This is a genomic window from Actinotalea sp. Marseille-Q4924 (assembly GCF_916618755.1).
Lineage (GTDB): Bacteria > Actinomycetota > Actinomycetes > Actinomycetales > Cellulomonadaceae > Actinotalea.
In genome coordinates, this window is the sequence record NZ_CAKAKB010000004.1 from 266,594 (window position 1) to 286,710 (window position 20,117).

Genomic DNA, 20,117 nt, shown 5'->3' on the forward strand with positions numbered 1-20,117 from the left:
GTCGACCAGCGGGCGCACCGTCTTGGGCGGCCGGGTGGCGCGGCCAGTGCTGGAGCGCCCTGGTGACCTGGACTCGGGTCGGCTCGTCGCCGTGAGTGGTGAGGAACTGCCCGGCCCAGTCCTGCTCGGCGCAGTGGATCAGGTGAGCGGGTCGACTCCATCGCGGAACACGGCCGTCATCGCCGCCTCGGTGACGACGTCGCCCGGGTGCAGGTGGCGGCGGCTGTCCCCGAGGCGGGCGAGGCCAGCTCCGGACCAGCGGCCCTGCGGGTTGCCGGTCTGCCTGTAGTAGGCGGTCAGCGATGCGCCCGTCTGGAAGTCGGCGTCGCCCGAAGCGACGTGACGGGTCAAGTAGGCGTACCCGTCCCCGGCCGTGAGCTTGTGCATCGACATCAATTCCGCCACCTCCCTCAACGCGGCCATGCGAGCAGGAATAGCTGCCCCATACGTGCAGGTGTGCGGGCGCAGGGGAGAAGATCGGCGGCCCACGCGCTTGAGGCGTCTGCAGGCAGGTAGGCGAACCGATGCGCAACCTGCGGGCGGCTCAGAGAAGATGTGGCGCCGGGCAGACTGGAGGCACCGCACCCGGGAGGACGCCATGCCGATGGCCCGAGGGATCACCCGCATCAACAAGCGGTTCATCAACCCGGTCATGCTGCGGCTCGCGGGGATCGGGCCGATGGTCGACCTCGAGCACGTCGGCCGGCGGACCGGGACGGTCCGGCACACCCCGCTCATGGCCTTCCGCCGCGGGGACGTGGTGACGATCGCGTTGACCTACGGCCCGGACGTCCAGTGGCTGGCGAACGTCCGTCACGCGGGCAGGTGCCGCATGCGCATGGGCCGGGAGATCCTCAGGATCGGCGCCCCGCGACTCGTGGACCCGGCCGAAGGGCTCGACCGCATCCCGCAGCCCAAGCGGGCGCTGTTGCGCTGGCCCATCGGGTGCCGCGACTACGTCGAGCTGCCCGTGCTCCGGCCGCCGTCCCGAGGGGGCTTCAGTCCTCCCGGAAGGTGAGTCCTTCCGCTGCCAACGCGTCGCCGAGGATGGCGACGGCCTTGGGGCCGACGCCGTGGATCGTCAGGAGCTCGCGCCGGGATCGTGCGGCCACGAGACGGAGGCTCGTGAGGCCGTTGGCGGAGAGCTCGCGAGCGGCGGTCTTGCCGATGGCATCGGGGAGGTCGCCGACCGGGCGGACGTCGGGTGTGGGAGCCATGGCCCATCCTCGCCTAAGCACGGTTCCGTCGAGCCCGCCGGAGAGCGGCCGCGCCCACTCCCACCAGGCCGAGAGTCACCGCCGCTGCAGACGCGTTGCGCCCTCGGTTCCTCGCCGAGCCATGCTCAGCGGTCACTGTCCTCAGTAGCTCTTCGTACCGCTCCGTCGCGAGTTCAGCCGCCGCACGTTGCTCAGCGCCAGCTCTTCGCCCGGTGCGCGTCGCGTACATAGCCGCAGCACCCACCGTCACGAGTGCCGCGACAGCCAGCACGACGATCCACTCAGTGTCCGCCTCTGATAGTTCCGCTCCGGCGGAGGTGACTGCGGACAGCGTCACCGAGATGATCAGCGTCAGCACGCCGCCGTTGAAGGCTGCCGCCGCTCCGACCGCATACCGGACGAACGCGCTCGTCGGTGACGCCCATGCCGCCGCGATCACAGCGAACGCGCCGACGACGAGGGTCAAGCCAGGAAGAGAGTCGAAACGCCAGACCACTGCGGCGAACACAAGTGGAACGATGAGGGCCACCCCCGCGGCCAGTCGGTCCTCCACCTTGAGGTCGTTCTTCGGGACCCGGGCTCGCCTGCTCACTCAGTCGTCATCGACGCCTCGGAGGCCCTCCATGAGTCGCTCCGCATCCTTGCTGCGGCGGGACCTCACCGCGGGTACCGGCGACTCACGGGGTGCGTGCTGCCAGGGCCCGCCGAGAGCCCAAACTGCGCCCGTGGCCGTCGGAGGCGTCCATCTGACATGACCTTCCCGAGCGGCTCACCGCTGGATGACGAAGCCTGACTCTTCTTGCATCGCTGCGATGCAACCGGTGTCCCGGGATCGTTTCGGGGCCCGCGGCGCCATCGAGATGGGTGCGCCCATGGCACCCGAGCCGCCGCTCCAGGCACGCAGGGAAGAGGACTGCCGCATTCGCGAGTCGCTTTGGCCTGCCCCGCCCCCGTGAAGCCGTTGGCGTGGACCGACGCCTGCTCGCTCGACGCCGAGCCGGCAGGCTGCGGCCGCGCGTCGACGGCATGGAGCCGCATTTGCTCACTGCGCCCGCGTCGCGAACCACCGCCGTGCTCGAATGCGAACCGGTGTGAACAGGCGGCGCCACCATACGCGTTCGCGGGTCAGATGAGCGGCCACGTCGCGGTGGTCCCGCGCTGCAGCTGCGGCGTGCTCTAGCGCGCCGATCGGGGGCAACCAGTGGACTCGGCCGCGGGTGATCCAGTAATGCGATCGGCAGGGAAGTGCGCCGTTGCCAATCGAAGGGCTGAGGCTGATGTCGCCGTCCTCGAAGCGCACCGACCACTGCGCGGGGCCGAGCGGTGTGACCACCTTGGCGCTGCATCCGCACAGGCACAGGTGCACCACCAAGTCGTACTTAGGACAGACGTAGAGCGTGCGCGGCTCGAGCGCCTTTGGGATCGAACTCACGAGGACATGCGGGATGGTGGTCACGTCGCGTCCTCCCCGATGGTGTTGTCGTCGGTCGTGTAGATGCTGGTGGTGCCGAGAACGGCGTCCAGGTAGAAGCCGTTCATCCGCTTCCACGCGATCACAGCCAGAGCCGCGTTGAGGGCGTTGAGCTCGACGACCTGGATGTTCGACCCGTACTCGTCAGCCGACGCACCGCTGGGTATGTGGGCCCGCGCCTGCGGAGTGCTGACCGACACGCGGATCGCCGCGAGCAGCTGCCCAGCTGTGCCGGCACGGTCTACACCCATGCCAACGTCGATGAACGTCGCGCCGGACGCCTCGAGCGCCGCAACCAGCTCACTGCGAGCGGGGCCGTCGTCTACTGCGAGGAAGACGCAGTCGAAAGCGGCCAACTCGGTAGCGTCGTCGGCCGTCACGTACTGGTCGTGGGCGACGACGCCGCGGCGCATGACCGCAGCCTGGGTCGCCCAATGCTGTGCCTTGGATGGGCGCGCACGGAGCGTCTCGATGCTCACAGCGCCCGGCGCTCGGAAGGCGTTGTGGGAGAGGAGAACGTCACCGTCATAGACGTGAATCTCGGCGACACTTGTCTTGATGAGCAGATCCACCAAGTACGAGCCGGTGCCCCCTGCCCCGATCACAGCGAGCCGCTGCCCAGACAGCCGGTGGCCGAGGTCAGCGATCCCGGCGCGCGGCGTGGCCGAGTCCGCGAACCGGAACGGTGAGGGGTGCGCGTCGCTCGACGAGCGGCGAAACGTGCGGGCACTGACACCAGGTTCGATCGCCTGAGCCCAGCGCTCGATGAGCTCGACGTAGTGGGTCACCTTGTCGTGAAGGTCTCCGTACAGTCCCCCAGGAGGCTTGGAAGACAGGCGCAGCGTGGCGCTCAGACCAGGCTTGACTACGGAGTTGTCGCGACCGGCGACAATCCGGGTCAGCGGGCCGCCCTTGTCGTCGCAAGGGTGGTCTCCGCACAGAATTAGCGTGTGGTCAGCCGGGGGCTGCAGTCGGTCGCCGGCGTGCTGCAGGGTCTCGGCTAGGACGACCCGCCCCACAGTTCCGGGTGAGATCACCGCGGGAACGTCGTGGACTAGCAGCACACCTTCGGCGACCTCCACATCGAACCCGTCACGTCGCAACTGATCTATGGCCTCCTCAGGAGCGAACGGTGGCCTTGACAACGAACCTCATCCCCTTCCGCACCTTGATGCTCTGGCCGGGACGCAGCAGCCCGGACGTGGCCTCATGCGGGCCGCGCGAGTACTTCACCGAGTGCTCGACGTCCCCGGTGGCGCCGAGCTCGGCGAGCTCGACGATGCGCTCGAACGTCAACTCCCGCTCCCGCACCTCGACCTCGGTGCCGTTGATCACGATCTCGAACGTCTTGTTCTTCGTCTCGGTCGACATGGCAAGCCTCATCCGTACTGGCGCCGACTGGTTCGGCCCCTCAACCCACACAGTAGCCGCTCTGTCATCATCAGTGCAAGGGTGATACTGTGATGTCGGGTTACGCAGACGGACGTGGGCGTGTCGTGCCGACGCGGTTCAGGCCCGGGTCATAGGCTGTCGTCATCAGGGCATGGGTGACGGCGAGAAGGGGAGTGCGCATCGAGTTCGGGGACGAGTTCCTGCGCCGCCTCGCGTGCGATCCGGACTTCGTTCCCGCGCGATGGAGCCGTGAAATCGTCAGGGCATATCGGAAGAAGGTGCAGGTGTTGGCGGCCGCGACCGACGACCGCGACCTTCGAGCTATGCGTTCCCTGCGCCTCGAGCGGCTCGAGGGTGACCGCGCCGGCACGTATTCGATCAGGGTTAACAGCCAGTACCGCCTGATCCTCGATCTCCGAACCGAAGGCTCTGATCGCGTGGTCGAGATCCTCGAGCTGGTCGACTATCACTGACAAGGAGGCTAGCTGTTGAACACCTTCGCAGAGGCTTTTCCTCCAGGCGAGATTCTCGCCGAGGAGTTGGAGGCCCGCGGCTGGACCCAGGCCGAGTTTGCCGAAGTGCTTGGGCGACCCGCGCAGTTAGTCTCCGAGATCATCGCGGGGAAGAAGGAGATCACCCGGGAGTCTGCGAGTCAGATTGCCGCCGCCCTTGGGACCACCGCAGAGTTCTGGCTCAACATGCAGGACCGCTACCACTTGTGGCGACAGGCACAGGACCGCCGCACCCAGAGAGAACTCGACGATGTGCGCCTTCGTGCACGACTTACGACCCTCGCTCCGGTGGCGATTCTGAAGCAGCGCGGTCTTATCCGCGGTAACACGCTGCGGGACGTGGAGGCGGAGCTCAAGCGGTTGTATAAGACCGACGACATCTGGGAGGACCCCGAGATTCTGGTCGCCGCGCGGCGCTCAGTCGCGGACGCCGCGCTCACATCGACGCAGGTGGCGTGGGCAGCGTGCGTTCGGCAAGCAGCCGAGGCAAAGACCGCGGCCGCGTTCGTGCCCGATGGTCTAGAGGATCTTGCGGGTAGGCTCACACGGTTGGTCCGGGTTCCGGAGGCATTCTCCGAATTGCCTGGCGAGTTCGCTGCGGTCGGCGTTCGGCTCGTGTACGTGGATGCCTTTCCTTCGAGCAAGATGGACGGCTGTTCGTTGCTCCTCGACGAGAACTCGCCGGTAATCGGCGTCTCGGGTCGCGGCCGGCGCATGGACAAGGTCCTGTTCACCATCCTTCACGAAACCGCGCACGTGGTCCTCCGGCACTTGGAAGAGGACTCTTGCATCATCGACGACTCGAGTGACGGCCCGACGCTCGGTCTTGAGGAGCCAGCGAACGAGCTCGCTGGTTCGTGGGTCTTGCCGTCGCCGCTCCCGACGGTCCCTGAACGCATAAGCGCGAGTTGGATCAGCAACGTGGCAGCCACGATGAATGTGCACCCGATCGTTCTCATCGGAAGGCTCCAGAAGGACGGGCGTATCCCTTGGAGGACGACTCTCGTCAAGGACGCGCCTACTGTCACGGCGTACCTGGAGCAATGGTGAGTTCCGCCCGTCATTGTCCTGCCATTTCCCACGGGAGCCGAACCTCGCGAGTGTCCTGCGCGTACGCGGTCTGGCGCACGGGCCGAGGTCTGCGACCTCAGCAGCCTCAGGAAGCGCGGTTGCACCGATTCGCGCGCCGAGGTTGGTTTTAAAGAGAAGAGGAGGCGGGAACATGGGAGTCGCGAAGCCGGTCAATTTGCCCAGCAAGTCGTTCCCCACGCGTGCCGCGGCCAAAGCTTGGGTGCGCGACGAGATCAAGGACCACTACAGCCTCGAGTCGGTCGTGGCCGATCCGTTGCACGTGGCAGTCCTGTTGGATCTGCTTGAACGAGACGACGATGCGGTCGACAAAGTTGGCGTCGGGGTGAAAGAGTTTTTTATCAGACGTACTGCGCTCGGCAAGGGCCGGGTCCAGCACGTGAAGCATGACGCGCGAGGGGTCTGGATCCGACGCGTCGATGGCACCGAAGAGGACTGGAGCTACACGAGCGCCATTGATCAGGAAGGGCGTCAGTCAGATGTCAAGGAGGCCCTGCGGGCGGTACTCGACGAGGACCGTGTCCGCTTTCGCGAAGAGGCATTTGCGGCGGGACCCGTGCGCTGTGCGCGTACGGGGGAGCTGATTCCATCAAGAGACGACGCGGAGGTGCGGTACGGCAACCCGTCCTGGGCCCAGCTCACGGCGGGCTTCGTCGAGACGCAAGGTGGCTGGGACGCCATCGAACTGACGGCCGGGGATGGCCAGGTGCAGATCGGGGGCGACCTGGCTGACGCCGGGCAGCGCCGGGCATGGAAGAGCTACTGGGAGCGGTATGCGCGACCCCTTCTGGTCAAGAAGCCGGGCCGGTGATTTCAGGGCGCCGTCCTCAGGAGGCGCCAGCCGCCCGCGCGAGCGGCGGACCCGCACTCAGCGAATGTCTGCCGGTGGACTTTCGCTTGAGCCCGGCCCATGGTCGGCTTGCGGCCGACGAGGCGGCTAGCCGTGCGCTTTGCCCGTGGACGTGGTCAGCGCGTGGTCAGCGCCGACCGTGGAACGGTGTCGTTCGACGAATCACCGGCATGTAGTTCCGCAGGTCAGGGTGTTGCGACTGAACCAAGATCGAACTCCAAAAGGTGGTGCTGGCAGATCGTGTCTGCCTCCCGTGAGTGCTCCGGGGACTGTGCGTGCGGGCCGGGACCGGCGCCTTACGGACCGATCGGGACCGTCGGGTTCCCGCAACCGCAGGATTCACGGTGTGAGATTCGTGCGGCGAGACGGACCGTCGTCGGCGTCGCCTCGGAGTCTTCCAGCCGCCTCAGGAGCAGTCTCATGGCCTCGCGGCCAACGTCCTCGGCAGGTTGGTCGGCCGTCGTGATGGCCGTCCGCATGAGGTCGGGGTTGGGAAGGCTGTCGAAGGAGACGAACGCGAGGTCTTCCGGGATGCGGAGCCCGGCGTCGTCGGCGGCGCGGAGGGCGCCGACGGCCATGGGGGAGCTCGCGCTGACCAGGGCGGTCGGTTGGTCGTCGCGGGACAGGAGTTCGGCGACGAGGACCCGCGTGTCGCGCTCACCGCCGTCCCCCCGCAGGGCCAGCGACGGGTCGACATCGACGCCGCGCAGGGAGTGGGCGGCGAGGTATCCCAGGTAGCGCTCCTGGAGGGTCGGCACCGTGAGGTCGCCGGTGGTGATCGCGACCCGCCGGTGGCCCTGGTCAAGCAGGTGGCCGACGAGTGCCCGCATCGCTGCCTCGCTCTCCACCCCGACCTGGTCGAGCCCCGGGTCGGTGAGGCGGTCGATGAGGACGATCGGGATGTCCTGCGACTTGGGCCAGTCCAGGGCGGCTGAGCTCGAGCCCGCAGCGCGCGCCAGGATCAGTCCGTCCACGCGGCGGGACTGCAGCGCCTCGATCGCCCGCAGCTCGCGGTCGGGGTCCTCCGCCGAGTCCGCCAGGAGGAGCACGAAGCCCGCGTCGCTCGCGGCCGCCTCGACGCCGGTGACCATGTCGCGGAAGGCGGGCTGGCCGCTGTCCGAGACGACCAGGCCGATGGAGTCCGTGCGCGAGCGTCGCAGCGCCCGGGCGGCCGCGTGCTGGCTGTACCCGGTCTGCTCGATCGCCGCGAGCACGCGCTCCCGCGTCCCGTCGGTGACGGAACGCGTTCCGTTGACCACGTGGGAGACGGTCGATGTGGAGACTCCGGCCAGGCGGGCGACGTCGACGATCGTGGATCGCACTGGGCCCCGGCCTCCCTTTCGCACGACGACGGCTCCTCTGCCGGCGCTGCCATTCTTCAGCATGGTCAGCCCTTCACTGCGCCGAACGTCATCCCAGCCACGACGTGGCGCTGGAACAACGCATACATGAGGAGCTGTGGCACGAGGACGAGCGTCGCGGAGGCCATCATCGCGCCGTAGTCGACGGTCCAGAAGCCTTGGAACTGCGAGACACCGAGCGAGATCGTCGTCATCGACGCGTCATTGATGAGCGTGACGGCGAACGGGTACTCGTTCCACACGTAGATGACGTTGAGGATGAGCAGGGTGGCGATGACGGGACGCATGAGCGGGAAGACGACGCGCCACGTCAGGGTTGACAGGCCTGCGCCGTCGATGACCGCCGCCTCCTCGATCTCCTGGGGGAAGTCCGCCAGGAAGCCGGTGAACAGCAGCACGTTGAACGGCAGCTGCGTGGCGATGTACGGCAGGATCAGCGCGAGGTACGTCCCGTAGAGGCCGAGCTCGATGTTCAGCCGGTACACCGGGAACAGCAGGATGTAGACCGGGATCGCCAGCCCCGCGAGGAAGTAGATGCGCAGCGCCTTCTGCAGCCCTGGGCGACGGAACACCATGCGGGTCAGCGCGTAAGCGGCCATGAACGAGATCAGCACGCCCACGACGACGGAGACGATGGCGAGCACGAGCGTGTTCGCGTACATCGTCATCAGGTCGAGCGTCTCCATCGCCTTGGCGTAGTTGGCGACGCTCAGGTCGGAGAAGTTCAGCGGGTCGCGCAGGATCGTCTCGTTGCTCCGGAAGGACAGGAGCACCACCCACAGCATGGGGAGGACGAGCACGAACGTGACGAGGTACGCGGCGATGGCCGCGGCGCGCCCGCGGCGACGTCGCGGCGATCGGGTCGCCGTGGTCGGCGCCTGCCGGTCCGCGCGCGGAGTCCGGCGGGTGGGAGCGGTGAGGGTCACGAGGTCCTCCTCCGGCGCAGGAACGCCAGGTAGCCGAGCGCGACGACGACGCCGAAGACGCTGGTGACGACGGCGAGAGCCATGCCGTAGCCGTACTTCTGGATGCCGAACGTGACGTGGTACGTGTAGCTGACGAGCGTCTCGGACAGGTGGACCGGACCGCCGCCGGTCAGCTGCACGACGATCTCGAAGATCTTGAAGGTGCCGGTGATCACGAGGACCGTGGTGATTCCGACGGTTTCCGACAGCATCGGCAGCGTCACGTACCGGATCTTCTTCCACCCGCTCGCGCCGTCGAGCGCGGCGGCCTCCATGACGTCGTGGGGCAGCATCCGCAGGCCCGCGTAGAAGATCGTCATGATGAAGCCGATCGTCTGCCAGACGTAGACGGAGCCGATCGAGTACGGGGCGAGTGTGATGCCGCCGATCCAGGTGGGCGGGTTGTCGACCCCCACGAGGCGGAGGAGCTCGTTCACCAGTCCGATGTGCGGGTCGAGGATGAACACCCAGATGAGCCCGATGAGGATCGGTGCGATGACGTTCGGTGCGAAGACGAGGGCGCGCAGCGTGCCGGCGCCCCGGATGCGACGGCTGAGTAGGAGCGCCAGAGCGAAGGCGCCCGGCAGCAGGATCAGCAGCGCGAGTGCCACGATGATCCCGGTGTTGCGCAGGGAGTTCCAGAACAGGGCGTCCTCGGCCATCGTCCGGTAGTTCTCGAAGCCGACCAGGGTGCTCGAGCCGAACGCCCGCGCGTCGGTGAAGCTCTGGTAGATCGAGTAGACGATCGGGTACGCGAAGTAGAGGGTGTAGACGATCAGCGCCGGTGCGAGCATCAGCGCCAGCTTGGGGCGCGTGCTGAGCCAGTTCACGGCTCCTCCTCGGGTCGTGCGGCCGCGGACACCTGGCGGGGCGCACGTGCGCCCCGCCAGGCTACGGGTCAGTCGATCGTGGCCTGGACGACCTCGAGCGCCTGCTGGGGGGTGTAGACCCCCTGGATGACGCCGTAGATCGAGTCGTACATCGCCGACGACGTCTCGGCGGAGACCACGAGGTCGGGCTGCGCAGCGGGGCTGCTCCAGCCCTCCTGGTTGATCACGTCGATGACGGCCGCGAACACCGGCTGCTCGGTGGGGTCGACCTCCGGCCGGAAGTCCGTGACCGGGGTCTGGGCGTTGTCGACGAGGATCTGCTGGCCCTCGTCGCTGTAGTAGAACGCGAGGAAGCGCTCGACGGCGTCCCGGGTGGCCTCGTCGTCCGCGACCTCGGCGCTGACCACGAGCGGGGCGGACGGCGCGTTCATGAAGATCTGCTGGTCACCCACGCCGTCGGCGAAGGTCGGGCCCGCCCAGAAGGTGGTGGTGTCGCCGACCTCGCTCTCCTGGATCTGCCCGGTCGCCCAGACACCGGCGTCGAGCATCGCCGCGTTGCCGCTGGTGAACTCCTCGACCGCCTTGACATAGTCCTGCGTCGCGACGTTGGGCGAGAAGGCCCCGGCCTCGGTGAGCTCTTCGAGGTGGGTGTAGAACCGGAGGAAGTCCTCGTTCACGTAGCTGTCGTCACCGGCGAGGATCGCCTCGTACCGGTCCTCGTAGCCGAAGCGCTCCAGCATCGTCAGGAACGCCCAGACGCTGAACGACGTGCCGTTCGCGCCCTTCGCGATCGGGGTCACGCCCTCGGCCGACAGCGTCTCGGCCACCGTCACGAGGTCCTCGAAGGTCTCCGGCATCTCCAGGCCGTGCTCGGCGAGGATCTCCTCGTTGACGAAGAAGCCCGTCACGAGCGACTGGTACGGGACGCCGTACTGCACGCCGTCATCGGTGGTGTAGCCGGCGAGCATGGACTCCGGGAAGCGCTCGGTCAGGCCCGCCTCGTCCAGGACGGGCCCGAGGTCCATGAGGTAGCCCTCCTCGGCCATCTGGGAGGCCAGGGAGTTGTACACCCAGAAGACCTCCGGCAGCGTCCCGGACTGCGCGGCGACCTGCATCGCCTGCTGGTGCTCGTCCACCGTCTGGCCCTCGACGTTGACGACGACGTCCGGGTTCGCGTCCATGAACGCCTGGACGATCTCCCACGTCGCAGGGTCCTGCTCCTCGACGTTGGGGTTCTGCATGGAGAGGGTGAACTCGACCGAGCTCGGGTCTGCCGAGCCGCCGGAGCCTCCGGAGCCTTCGCTGCCGGCGGCCGGGTCGTCGCCGGGCATGCTGCCGCCGCAGGCGGCGAGAGTGAGGGTGGCGGCGATGCCCGCCGCGATGCCGAGGCCCCTCCGGCGGAACCCGAGGTTGATGGACCGGCGGGGCGGGTGGTGCTCGTGCATGGGATGCTCCCGTTCTGCTGTCGGTACGACGCTGTACTGGGTCCGGCGCAGGGTGGTGCCGGACGGTGCCTGAGCCCTCGTGGCAACGGGAGCCCGTCACTGCGGATCGAGACGTTTGCGCGAAACGTTTGCCGGGACCGTAGCCCCGGGAGATTCAGGGAGTCAAGCACGGATCAACCCCGCAGATCGTTGATGACCGCGCTTGACGGGGTGCCTCGCGGCTCGCCATGCTCTGCGGACAAGGCAAACGTTTCGATCCCTCCTTGCAGAGCCAACGAAGGCACCCCGGCCGGCGCGGAACGGAGCGACATGCACCTCGACGACGAAAGGACGGACCCTTGAGCGGCTCCGCACCCCGGCAGGGTCTCCTCGCCGACCTCACCCGCACACGTGACGCCCGCACGGCTCGCGCGTCGAGCTGGGACCAGACCGGTCGCAACCGCGACAACTGGATCGTCATGCCGGGGGAGGAGCGCGTCCTGGCCGACATCGAGGGCCCGGGCTGCATCACACACATCTGGATGACCCAGTCCTGCCGGCTGCAGCCCGGACCGGGCCAGATCCCCACGGATGTCGTCGGCGTCCCCATGCTGGAGATCCACAACGCGCTCGGCGTGAGCTGGGAAGTCGTCGACCCGGACTACTACCGCAAGGTCGTCATCAAGATCTACTGGGACGACCAGGACACTCCGAGCGTCATCGCACCCCTGGGTGACTTCTTCGGCCTGATGAACTCGCTCTCCGGCGGGTACGAGTCGCTGCCGCTGTCCGTCTCGGCGAAGGAGCCGGAGCTCCACACCTTCGGCGGGTCGGCCGCGTTCAACAGCTGGTTCCAGATGCCCTTCGGCAAGCGCGCCCGCGTCGTCGTCGAGAACCAGAACGACGTGCCGTACCTGCAGTACTTCTACATCGACTACGAGCTGTACCGGGAGCCGCTGGCCGACGACGTCGCGTACTTCCATGCCCACTACCGCCAGGAGCGGCCGTGCGACGGCTGGGGCCCGGACCTGCAGACCAACAGCATCGAGGTGACGATCCCCAACCTCACCGGCGACGGCAACTACGTCGCGCTCGAGGTCGAGGGGTCCGGTCACTACGTCGGCTGCGTGCTCGCGGTGCGCCACTTCCAGGGGTCGTGGTGGGGTGAGGGCGACGACATGATCTTCATCGACGACGACACCTGGCCGCCTAGCCTGCACGGCACCGGCATGGAGGACTACTTCGGCCACGCCTGGGGCATGCAGCACAACGCCTACCTCATGAACGGCACGATCGTTCACGAGGAGGACGTCCCCGGCTTCCACCACAGCTACCGGTTCCACATGGTCGACCCGGTGCGCTTTCAGAAGCGCATCAAGGTCACCTTCGAGCACGGCCACGCCAACCACCTGTCGGACGACTGGTCGTCCGTCGCGTACTGGTACCAGACGCTGCCGACGGCGCCGCTGACGATCCCACCGGTGGCGGAGCGGCTCCCGCTGCGACCGCAGGACGCCGTGGCCACGGCACCGCTGCCGGAGCTCACGGACGAGCAGCGTGGCGCTCGCGAGGCGACGGAACGACGCATGGCGGAGTTCGTCGAGCTGCGCGACCGGGTCCGCGCCGAGCGCCGCCCGGAGGTGGACGCCTGGGAGCGCGGCAACGCCCAGAACGCCGCGGCGCTGCGCCGCCGCTACCTCGACTCGTGACCGCCACCGAACCGACAGGACCCGCGATGGACGACACCACCAGGCCTCGGCTGCACTTCACCGCGCAGTCCGGATGGATCAACGACCCCCTCGGGCTGACCTTCCGCGACGGCCTCTACCACCTCTTCTACCAGTACGTCCCCGGCGTGACGGAGTGGGCTCCGCAGCAGCGGTGGGGCCACGCGGCCAGTACCGACCTGCTGCACTGGACCGAACGCCCCGTGGCGCTCGAGCCCGGCGACGGTGACGACGGCGTCTGGTCCGGCAGCATCGCGATCGGCCCGGACGGCGAGGCCGCGCTGTTCTACACGACCGTCGACCTGGCCGACGTGCAGATCGGCAAGGCCCGGCTCGCCCGCCCGACCGACGCGAGCTGGGACGGCTGGGTCAAGAAGGACGTCGTCGCCGAGCTGCCGCCGGGCGTCGACGTCGTCGCGTACCGCGACCCGTACGTCTTCCACGACGGCACGTGCTGGCGGATGCTCATGGGCGCGGGCCTCACGGACGGGACGGCGACCGCCCTGACCTACCGGTCCGAGGACCTGGAGAGCTGGACCTACGACGGGCTGCTCGCCACGCGCCACCGCGACGAGATGGAGCCCTTGTGGACAGGCGCGGTCTGGGAGTGCCCCCAGGTGTTCCGGCTCGGCGACCGGTGGGTCCTCACCGTGTCGGTGTGGGAGCCCACCGAGCCGTACTACGAGGCGTACGCGATCGGTGACCTGGTCGACGGGCGCTTCACCGCCGAGTCCTGGGGCCGCCTCAGCTACGGACCGTCCTACTACGCCGGCGCCGCCTACGCGGACGCCGACGGCACACGCGGCCTCATCTACTGGCTGCGCGGCGTCGACGACCCCGCCGGCCGGTGGGCCAGCGCCCACTCGCTGCCACACACGCTCCGGCTCGACGGCGAGCGGGTGATCGCGGAGCCGCACGCGTCGGTCGCAGAAGCGCGGGTCGATTCCGGGACAGTCGTCCGTGATGGTGCGGCGAACCTGCCGCTGCAGGCGGACCTGGAGCTCACCCTCGACGGCCCGGGCTCCCGCACGGCGCTCGAGATCGACGACGTCCACCTGCTCGTCGCCGCCGGAGAAGTGACCGTCCGGACCGCCGATGGGTCATGGTCGATGCCGGTGCGCGGGACGTCGCTTCGGGCCGTGATCGATGGTCCGGTCCTCGAGGTGTTCACCGCCGGCGGGACGATGGCCGTGCCGGTGCCGAGCATTGCGTCGGTTCGACGCCTGGAGGTCCAGGGCGGCGGGTCCGTCGAGATCTGGAACCTGCGCTGACGCGTTGCGCCCGCTCCGTCGGTCACGATGGGGCGGGCGCTTGCCGCAGTGATCCAACAGTCAAACGCGCTGGGTCTGAGGGCGCCGACGTCGTCACCCGCGGGCGCGCGTTCGGCCAGTCGTGGTCAGCGCGTGGTCAGCGTGCGCCCCGGAATGGGGTCATCTGGCGAACTACCCGCGTGTAGTTCCGCAGGTCAGCGCGTTGCAGACGGACCAAGATCGAACTCCTAACGCGGCTGTCGCACGTGAGCCCTGCGCAGGCGCACGGCGTACTCGTCGAGGACTGTGACGGCGACGGGCGCGGTGCGGCCTTCTCGGGCAGCGCGTACTCGACTACAGGCTCTACGGAGACGGCGGACTTCTAGACCCGTTGCGCCGCGACCGCGCGATCCGGATCCGGCAGTCCATCGCGCTGCGGCCGCAGCGCTACCGCATTGACCTCGAGTCGTCCGATCCGCCGGTGGAGTCGAGCAGGCCGGCGTCGGCGAGAAGGCGGGCCCGTACGGCGCGTCTGCCACGCCGGTCCCGACGGCAACGAGGTCGGCCTGGGACGGGGAGGGACCCTCGGGAAGAGCGACGAGACGACAGCCCGCCATTCAAGGTCAGTAAGTGGTCGCAGAGTATGGGAGCGCTATCAGACGCGGTGCAGAGGGTTCGGGTAGGCTGGCGAGCGCTGCGATGAACTAGCAGGTCAGAGGGCAGGCGGGCCAATATTTCAGTGACGCAACCCACAAGATGCTTGACGTCCCCGCCTGTTAGCGCTAACAATCGATACATCCGAGGAGCAGCAGCGGAGCCGCTCCGGACCTCCTCAGGCACCAGCTTCGGGTGGGGCCGCAGAGCTCTGGCCGTCGCTTCACGGCCGGCACAGGGATGCACGGGACAGAGAGGACTCAGGATGACCGTCGACCACACCGCGGCGTCGGACGGTTCGGTGGCACTCACGTTCTTGAACGACGTCGAGGCCCGGACCGTGGAGGCGATCGCGGAACGCATCATCCCCGACGGGGGTGACGGCGCAGGAGCCAGAGCGGCGGGCGTCGTCTACTACATCGACCGCGCTGTCGCAGGCGTCAGCACGAACCTCCAGCATGTCTACCGCCGGGGTCTCCACGCGCTGGACCGGCACTGCCGGAGCGCTTACGGCACTGCCTTCGCGGACCTGTCCGAGGGGGACCAGGACTACGTCGTCCGCCGGTTCCTCGGTCCCGAGCAGCTCGATGGCGACGCGACCCCTCAGATGTTCGGTGACGAGCAGCGGGAGCAGGACGACCCTGACCGGCCGATCCTCGCGCGCCTGTTCGCGGTGGTCCGTGAGCACACCATCGAGGGCTTCTTCTGTGACCCGGTGTACGGCGGCAACAGGGACGCGGTCGGTTGGAAGCTCGTCGGATTCCCTGGCGCCTACTGGGGCTACACCGCGAAGCAGATGGGGCAAGGGTTCGACGGGCGGACCCTGCCGATCAAGACGCTGTCCGACCTGCGCGCGCAGCTCAAGAGCCTCCCGGACAACTCGACCTTCACCAGCAACGAGGAGCGCTGACCGCATGACCTCCAAGATCGACGTCATCGTCGTCGGGGCAGGCGCCTCGGGCGCTGTCATCGCCTCAGAGCTCGCCCAGGCGGGCTTGAAGGTGGTGTGCCTGGACAAGGGCCCCAAGCACACCACGGAGGACTTCCGTCTCAAGCAGGACGAGATCCGCTACTACGCTCGCGGATCCCTGGTGCCCAGCATGGACACCGACCCCATCACGTGGCGGGAGACCAGTCAGGACGGCGACGGCGAGCTCGCACCATGGGCGGCGGGACCGCTGGGCACGGCCAACCCGCTGCACCTGCCGCCATCCCTGGGTGCCGGAGGCGGCACCGTGCACTGGGGCGGTGCGTGCTGGCGCTTCCGGGAGACCGAGTTCCGGATGAAGACCGAGATCGAGCAGCGCCTCGGAGCCGACGCGCTCCCCGAGGGCCACACCCTGGTGGACTGGCCCATCACCTACGCCGACCTCGAGCCGTACTACGACAAGGCCGAGTGGGAGCTCGGCATCTCCGGCCGCGGCAGCAACGTAGCTGGCCGACCGGAGCTCGACGAGAACCCCTGGGAGGCGCCGCGCCAACGTGACTACCCGATGCCGCCGCTGCGTCAGGGCACGGCGGACATCGAGTTCTCCGAGGCGTGCAGCCGCCTGGGGTACCACCCGTTCCGCACGGCCGCCGCCATCGCGTCGGAGCCGTTCAAGGGACGCTCGGGCTGCACCTACTGCGGCTTCTGCCACGGCTACCCCTGCCACGTGGACGCCAAGACGTCGACCCACGTCGCCGCCCTCCCGTACGGGGAGGCGAGCGGCAACCTGGAGATGCGGGACTACTGCCGCGTGTACAAGGTCAACCGGTCCGTCGACGGCAAGCGGGTCACCGGCGTCTCGTACTTCGACGCCGACGGGCGCTCGGTCGACCTCGAGGCGGACCGTGTGGTGCTCGCCTGCTACGCCCTGGAGAACGCGCGGCTCCTGCTGGCCTCGGGTATCAACGGCAACGGGCAGGTCGGCAAGCACCTCATGACCCACGCGTTCGGCTTCTTCATGGGGCTGACCAAGGAACCCTCCAACCCGTACATGGGGACCCTCGTGGCGTCCACCTCGATCGAGGACTTCTCCGGTGAGCTCGTGCACGAGTACGACCCGAGCGTCCTGTGGGGCGCGCCCATCATCAGCTGGCCGGGCGACTACCAGCCGATCGAGATCGCCCACGCCCTTCCCCCGAGCGTGCCCCGCTGGGGTGCAGGGTTCCGGGACTGGATGCGCGACAACTACGCCCACGTCTGGTCCATGTACTCCCAGACGGCGAACATCCCGACGGTCGACACGTACGTGGACCTCGACCCGCGCCGGAAGGACCCCTGGGGCCAGCCGGCGCTGCGGATGACTCACGGCTGGGGTGAGTGGGACCAGAAGATGGTCGAGTTCCTGCTCGGGATCAAGCGCAAGATCGCCCGCGAGATGGGGCTTACCTACTGGTGGGAGGAGACCACCAAGCCGGACTACCACCTCTCGACCCACGAGGTGGGGACGCACCGGATGGGTGAGGACCCGGCGACCTCCGTGGTGGACGTGTACGGGCGGTCCCACGAGTGCGACAACCTCTACGTCGTCGGCGGCGGGCAGTTCCCGAGCTACCACGGCTACAACCCCACCGAGACGATCTGGGCGATGGCCTACATGACGGCGGACAGCATCATCGGCCGGTCCGCCCCCGGTCCCGTCACCGAGCACGGCCACGTCGGCCACCACCGGGGTGCCCACAGCCACACCCACTGAGCGACCTTCTGGCCCGCACCGCAAGCCCTGGCGTCACGTCGAGGGCCGGGCCCCGCACACCTTCACGCAAGGAGAGCGCCCCCATGCACACGAACGCCCTGGGCAGGACCGGCCTGGACGTGACGCCGATCTGCCACGGCACCAGCCCGCTGGGGAACTTCCCGGCTCAGTACGGCTACGAGGTCGCAGAAGCACAGGCGGTCGCCACGATCCTGCGCGTCCTGGACGGACCCCTGAACTTCATCGACACCTCCAACAACTACTTCGACGCGGAGCGGCGGATCGGCCTCGCCCTGCGGGAGCGTGGGGGGCTGCCGGACGGGTTCGTCCTGGCGACCAAGGTCGACCCGGAGCACGGCAGCACCGACCTGTCCGGAGCCCGGGCCCGGGCTTCGGTCCAGGAGAGCCTGGAACGGCTCGGGCTCGACCACCTCCAGCTGGTCTACATCCACGACCCGGAGCTGCATGACTTCACCACGGCCACGGGGCCGGGGGGCGTCGTCGAGGCCCTGGTCGGGATGCAGCAGGAGGGCCTGATCGACCACATCGGCGTTGCCGGCGGCCCCATCGACCTCATGCAGCGGTACGTCGACCTCGATGTCTTCCAGGCGGTCATCAGCCACAACCGGTTCACGCTGGTGGACCAGTCGGCGCACCCCTTGATCGAGCAGGTCGCCGCCAAGCGGATGGGGTTCGTAAACGGCGCGCCGTACGGCGGAGGGATGCTCGTCAAGGGTCCGGACGCCCACCCGAACTACTGCTACAGCCCGGCAAGCGAGGACACGCGGGAGCGCGTGCGCGCCATGGAGCGGGCCTGCGCCGAGCACGGCGTCCCGCTGGCGGCAGCAGCGCTCCAGTTCTCCCTCCGCGAGCCGGGCATCGCCTCCACGATCGTCGGGATGTCTTCCCCCGAGCGGCTCGAGCAGACCCTCGAGCTCGCAGCGACCCCGATCACCGACGAGCTCTGGACGACGCTGGACGAGCTGGCCGCCGTGGGGCGCTCGGGCATCCCCGAGATGGCCTCGTGAGGAGGGTGAGATGACCACGTCCCAAGTCGGCCCCGTCCTGAAGGTCCATGGCCTGACCAAGCGGTACCCGGGCGTCACGGCCCTGGACGGTGTGGACCTCGAGGTCCACGCCGGGCAGGTGCTGTCGCTCTCGGGTGCCAACGGAGCGGGCAAGTCGACCCTGGTGAAGATCCTGTCGGGTGCGGAGCAGCCCGACGCCGGCTCGATCTGGATCGACGGGCGAGAGGTGCAGCTCGAGAGCCCGCACGCCGCCCGCCAGGCCGGCATCTACACGATCTACCAGGAGATGAGCCTGGTCCCGAGCATGTCCGTGGTCGAGAACATCTTCCTGGACGACTTCGCGAAGTCCGGTCTGGTCCGGATCGGTCGCCTGGAGAAGAGGGCGGAGCAGCTCATGGAGCGCCTCGGCGCCCCGGTGGACGTCCGCGCGCCGGTCGCCTCGCTGCCCCTGGCCAAGCAGCAGCTCGTGGAGATCGCCAAGGCGCTGAAGTCCGAGCCGCACGTCCTGCTCCTGGACGAGCCGACGACGACGCTGCCACCGCGGGACGTCAGCGGCCTGCTCAATCTCATGCGCGACCTCGCCGCTTCGGGCGTCGGGTTGATCTTCGTCTCTCATCGTCTCGACGAGGTGACGGCCGTGTGCGACGCCGTCGACGTCCTGCGAGACGGCCGGCGGGTCGCGCACTTCGACACCGTCCCGGACGCCCACGCGATCGTGCGGCAGATGGTCGGGGACCGCTACGAGAACTCCCTCGCGGCGGCCGCCGCGGAGGGTTCGGAGGGCAAGCTCGGAGGGGTCGCGACGTCCGACGTCGTGCTGGAGGTGCGGGACCTCACCGAGGGCCACCGGCTGCACCCGTGCTCCTTCGAGCTGCGGCGCGGGGAGGTGCTCGGCATTACCGGGCTCCTCGGTGCCGGGCAGAACGAGCTGGCCGAGTGCCTCTTCGGGCTGCGCGAGCCCTCCGGCGGAACGGTCGCGGTCGAGGGACGCCAGGTGCGTGTGCGCTCCCCGCGCGCCGCGATCCGCAGAGGTCTCGGCCTGATCCCGGAGGACCGCAAGTCCCAGGGACTGGTCCTCGACATGAGCGCGAGCAAGAACATGAGCCTGGCGTCCCTTGGGATGTTCACCCGGGCCGGTCTGCTCGACCACTCCCGCGAGTCTCGGCACGCTCGGACCAAGGTCGACGAGCTCGGCATCAAGTGCAGCAGTGTCCACCAGTCGGTGCGGACCATGAGCGGCGGCAACCAGCAGAAGGTGCTTCTGGCCCGCTGGCTCACGAAGAACAGCAAGGTTCTCATCCTCGCCGAGCCCACACGAGGCGTGGACGTCGCAGCCAAGGAAGAGATCTACCGGCTGATCCGTGCCTACCTGCGGTCGGGAGGTGCGGCCGTCCTCGTCACCTCCGAGGTGGCCGAGGCCGCGCTGTGCGACCGCGTCCTGGTGCTGTCCAACGGGCGCATCGTCGCCGAAGCCACCCACGAGGAGATCCAGTCCCAGCAGCAGGACCTCCTCACCCACCTCCGATGACCCGCCCCGACCCCCAGGAGGAACTCATGTCGGTCTCTTCTCGGAGCACCGCACCCCCGCACCGCGCCGGGCAAGACCCTGCCCCGACGGGCACCGGTCGTGCGCGGCGCCGATTCAGGATCGGACCGCAGGGCTACC

The 20,117-nt window shown here is 68.4% G+C and carries 20 protein-coding genes; 10 read left to right on the forward strand and 10 right to left on the reverse strand.

Annotated features, from left to right (window positions below):
• Positions 1-138: 138 nt before the first annotated feature.
• Positions 139-393, reverse strand: coding sequence for a relaxase domain-containing protein (locus tag LG379_RS14005; protein WP_225755205.1), 255 nt, complete (start codon positions 391-393; stop codon positions 139-141).
• A gap of 205 nt (positions 394-598) precedes the next feature.
• Here LG379_RS14005 and LG379_RS14010 point away from each other — a divergent pair, with 205 nt between their 5' ends.
• Positions 599-1,018, forward strand: a complete 420-nt coding sequence (locus LG379_RS14010) for a nitroreductase family deazaflavin-dependent oxidoreductase (RefSeq protein WP_225755206.1) — start codon at positions 599-601, stop codon at positions 1,016-1,018.
• On the opposite strand, the gene LG379_RS14015 is transcribed toward LG379_RS14010, so the two are convergent.
• The 5 genes from LG379_RS14015 to LG379_RS14035 form a co-directional block, all read right to left on the reverse strand.
• On the reverse strand, positions 999-1,217 hold the full coding sequence (locus LG379_RS14015; RefSeq protein ID WP_225755207.1) for a hypothetical protein: 219 nt from the start codon (positions 1,215-1,217) through the stop codon (positions 999-1,001). The genes LG379_RS14010 and LG379_RS14015 overlap by 20 nt on opposite strands.
• A gap of 13 nt (positions 1,218-1,230) precedes the next feature.
• Positions 1,231-1,809, reverse strand: a complete 579-nt coding sequence (locus tag LG379_RS14020) for a hypothetical protein (RefSeq protein ID WP_225755208.1) — start codon at positions 1,807-1,809, stop codon at positions 1,231-1,233.
• Positions 1,810-2,259: 450 nt separating this feature from the next.
• On the reverse strand, positions 2,260-2,673 hold the full coding sequence (locus tag LG379_RS14025; RefSeq protein ID WP_225755209.1) for a DUF6527 family protein: 414 nt from the start codon (positions 2,671-2,673) through the stop codon (positions 2,260-2,262).
• Positions 2,670-3,833, reverse strand: coding sequence for a ThiF family adenylyltransferase (locus LG379_RS14030; protein WP_225755210.1), 1,164 nt, complete (start codon positions 3,831-3,833; stop codon positions 2,670-2,672). Before LG379_RS14030 ends, LG379_RS14025 begins: the two co-directional genes overlap by 4 nt.
• Positions 3,808-4,059 carry a multiubiquitin domain-containing protein gene (locus tag LG379_RS14035; protein ID WP_225755211.1) on the reverse strand — a complete coding sequence of 84 codons (252 nt, stop codon included), beginning with the start codon at positions 4,057-4,059 and terminating at the stop codon, positions 3,808-3,810. Before LG379_RS14035 ends, LG379_RS14030 begins: the two co-directional genes overlap by 26 nt.
• A 194-nt stretch (positions 4,060-4,253) precedes the next feature.
• Between LG379_RS14035 and LG379_RS14040 the strand changes: the two genes are divergently transcribed.
• The 3 genes from LG379_RS14040 to LG379_RS14050 all read left to right on the forward strand — a co-directional run bounded on the left by LG379_RS14040 (position 4,254) and on the right by LG379_RS14050 (position 6,492).
• Positions 4,254-4,553, forward strand: coding sequence for a type II toxin-antitoxin system RelE/ParE family toxin (locus LG379_RS14040; protein WP_225755212.1), 300 nt, complete (start codon positions 4,254-4,256; stop codon positions 4,551-4,553).
• Positions 4,554-4,568: 15 nt separating this feature from the next.
• Positions 4,569-5,642, forward strand: coding sequence for a HigA family addiction module antitoxin (locus LG379_RS14045; protein WP_225755213.1), 1,074 nt, complete (start codon positions 4,569-4,571; stop codon positions 5,640-5,642).
• A gap of 172 nt (positions 5,643-5,814) precedes the next feature.
• Positions 5,815-6,492, forward strand: a complete 678-nt coding sequence (locus LG379_RS14050; RefSeq protein ID WP_225755214.1) for a DUF3223 domain-containing protein — start codon at positions 5,815-5,817, stop codon at positions 6,490-6,492.
• A 335-nt stretch (positions 6,493-6,827) separates the two neighbouring features.
• Here LG379_RS14050 and LG379_RS14055 read toward each other — a convergent pair whose 3' ends face one another.
• The 4 genes from LG379_RS14055 to LG379_RS14070 form a co-directional block, all read right to left on the reverse strand.
• Entirely contained in the window at positions 6,828-7,877 is a 1,050-nt protein-coding gene (locus LG379_RS14055; protein ID WP_370634528.1) for a LacI family DNA-binding transcriptional regulator, read from the reverse strand.
• Between the two features lie 41 nt (positions 7,878-7,918).
• On the reverse strand, positions 7,919-8,818 hold the full coding sequence (locus LG379_RS14060) for a carbohydrate ABC transporter permease (protein WP_225755216.1): 900 nt from the start codon (positions 8,816-8,818) through the stop codon (positions 7,919-7,921).
• Positions 8,815-9,687 carry a carbohydrate ABC transporter permease gene (locus LG379_RS14065; protein ID WP_225755217.1) on the reverse strand — a complete coding sequence of 291 codons (873 nt, stop codon included), beginning with the start codon at positions 9,685-9,687 and terminating at the stop codon, positions 8,815-8,817. Before LG379_RS14065 ends, LG379_RS14060 begins: the two co-directional genes overlap by 4 nt.
• 68 nt (positions 9,688-9,755) lie before the next feature.
• Positions 9,756-11,132, reverse strand: coding sequence for an ABC transporter substrate-binding protein (locus tag LG379_RS14070; RefSeq protein ID WP_225755218.1), 1,377 nt, complete (start codon positions 11,130-11,132; stop codon positions 9,756-9,758).
• Positions 11,133-11,470: 338 nt separating this feature from the next.
• Here LG379_RS14070 and LG379_RS14075 point away from each other — a divergent pair, with 338 nt between their 5' ends.
• The 6 genes from LG379_RS14075 to LG379_RS14100 all read left to right on the forward strand — a co-directional run bounded on the left by LG379_RS14075 (position 11,471) and on the right by LG379_RS14100 (position 19,979).
• A complete protein-coding gene (locus tag LG379_RS14075; RefSeq protein ID WP_225755219.1) occupies positions 11,471-12,820 on the forward strand; it encodes a glycoside hydrolase family 172 protein in 1,350 nt (449 codons plus the stop codon).
• 26 nt (positions 12,821-12,846) lie between these two features.
• The gene (locus LG379_RS14080) at positions 12,847-14,109 is read left to right on the forward strand and encodes a glycoside hydrolase family 32 protein (RefSeq protein WP_225755220.1); all 1,263 of its coding nucleotides are present in this window, start codon (positions 12,847-12,849) and stop codon (positions 14,107-14,109) included.
• Positions 14,110-15,007: 898 nt separating this feature from the next.
• The gene (locus LG379_RS14085; RefSeq protein ID WP_225755221.1) at positions 15,008-15,652 is read left to right on the forward strand and encodes a gluconate 2-dehydrogenase subunit 3 family protein; all 645 of its coding nucleotides are present in this window, start codon (positions 15,008-15,010) and stop codon (positions 15,650-15,652) included.
• A gap of 4 nt (positions 15,653-15,656) precedes the next feature.
• Positions 15,657-17,423: a GMC family oxidoreductase gene (locus LG379_RS14090; RefSeq protein ID WP_225755222.1), complete on the forward strand. Its 1,767-nt coding sequence runs from the start codon at positions 15,657-15,659 to the stop codon at positions 17,421-17,423.
• Between the two features lie 83 nt (positions 17,424-17,506).
• Positions 17,507-18,451: an aldo/keto reductase gene (locus LG379_RS14095; protein ID WP_225755223.1), complete on the forward strand. Its 945-nt coding sequence runs from the start codon at positions 17,507-17,509 to the stop codon at positions 18,449-18,451.
• Between the two features lie 10 nt (positions 18,452-18,461).
• A complete protein-coding gene (locus LG379_RS14100) occupies positions 18,462-19,979 on the forward strand; it encodes a sugar ABC transporter ATP-binding protein (RefSeq protein ID WP_225755224.1) in 1,518 nt (505 codons plus the stop codon).
• The last annotated feature ends 138 nt before the right edge of the window (positions 19,980-20,117 follow it).

Bases quoted from the DNA above. Each gene is read 5' to 3' on its own strand.
- LG379_RS14005 (WP_225755205.1), bottom strand. From the start codon at position 393: ATGTCGATGCACAAGCTCACGGCCGGGGACGGGTACGCCTACTTGACC.
- LG379_RS14010 (WP_225755206.1), top strand. From the start codon at position 599: ATGCCGATGGCCCGAGGGATCACCCGCATCAACAAGCGGTTCATCAAC.
- LG379_RS14015 (WP_225755207.1), bottom strand. From the start codon at position 1,217: ATGGCTCCCACACCCGACGTCCGCCCGGTCGGCGACCTCCCCGATGCC.
- LG379_RS14035 (WP_225755211.1), bottom strand. From the start codon at position 4,059: ATGTCGACCGAGACGAAGAACAAGACGTTCGAGATCGTGATCAACGGC.
- LG379_RS14050 (WP_225755214.1), top strand. From the start codon at position 5,815: ATGGGAGTCGCGAAGCCGGTCAATTTGCCCAGCAAGTCGTTCCCCACG.
- LG379_RS14070 (WP_225755218.1), bottom strand. From the start codon at position 11,132: ATGCACGAGCACCACCCGCCCCGCCGGTCCATCAACCTCGGGTTCCGC.
- LG379_RS14080 (WP_225755220.1), top strand. From the start codon at position 12,847: ATGGACGACACCACCAGGCCTCGGCTGCACTTCACCGCGCAGTCCGGA.
- LG379_RS14085 (WP_225755221.1), top strand. From the start codon at position 15,008: ATGACCGTCGACCACACCGCGGCGTCGGACGGTTCGGTGGCACTCACG.
- LG379_RS14090 (WP_225755222.1), top strand. From the start codon at position 15,657: ATGACCTCCAAGATCGACGTCATCGTCGTCGGGGCAGGCGCCTCGGGC.
- LG379_RS14095 (WP_225755223.1), top strand. From the start codon at position 17,507: ATGCACACGAACGCCCTGGGCAGGACCGGCCTGGACGTGACGCCGATC.
- LG379_RS14100 (WP_225755224.1), top strand. From the start codon at position 18,462: ATGACCACGTCCCAAGTCGGCCCCGTCCTGAAGGTCCATGGCCTGACC.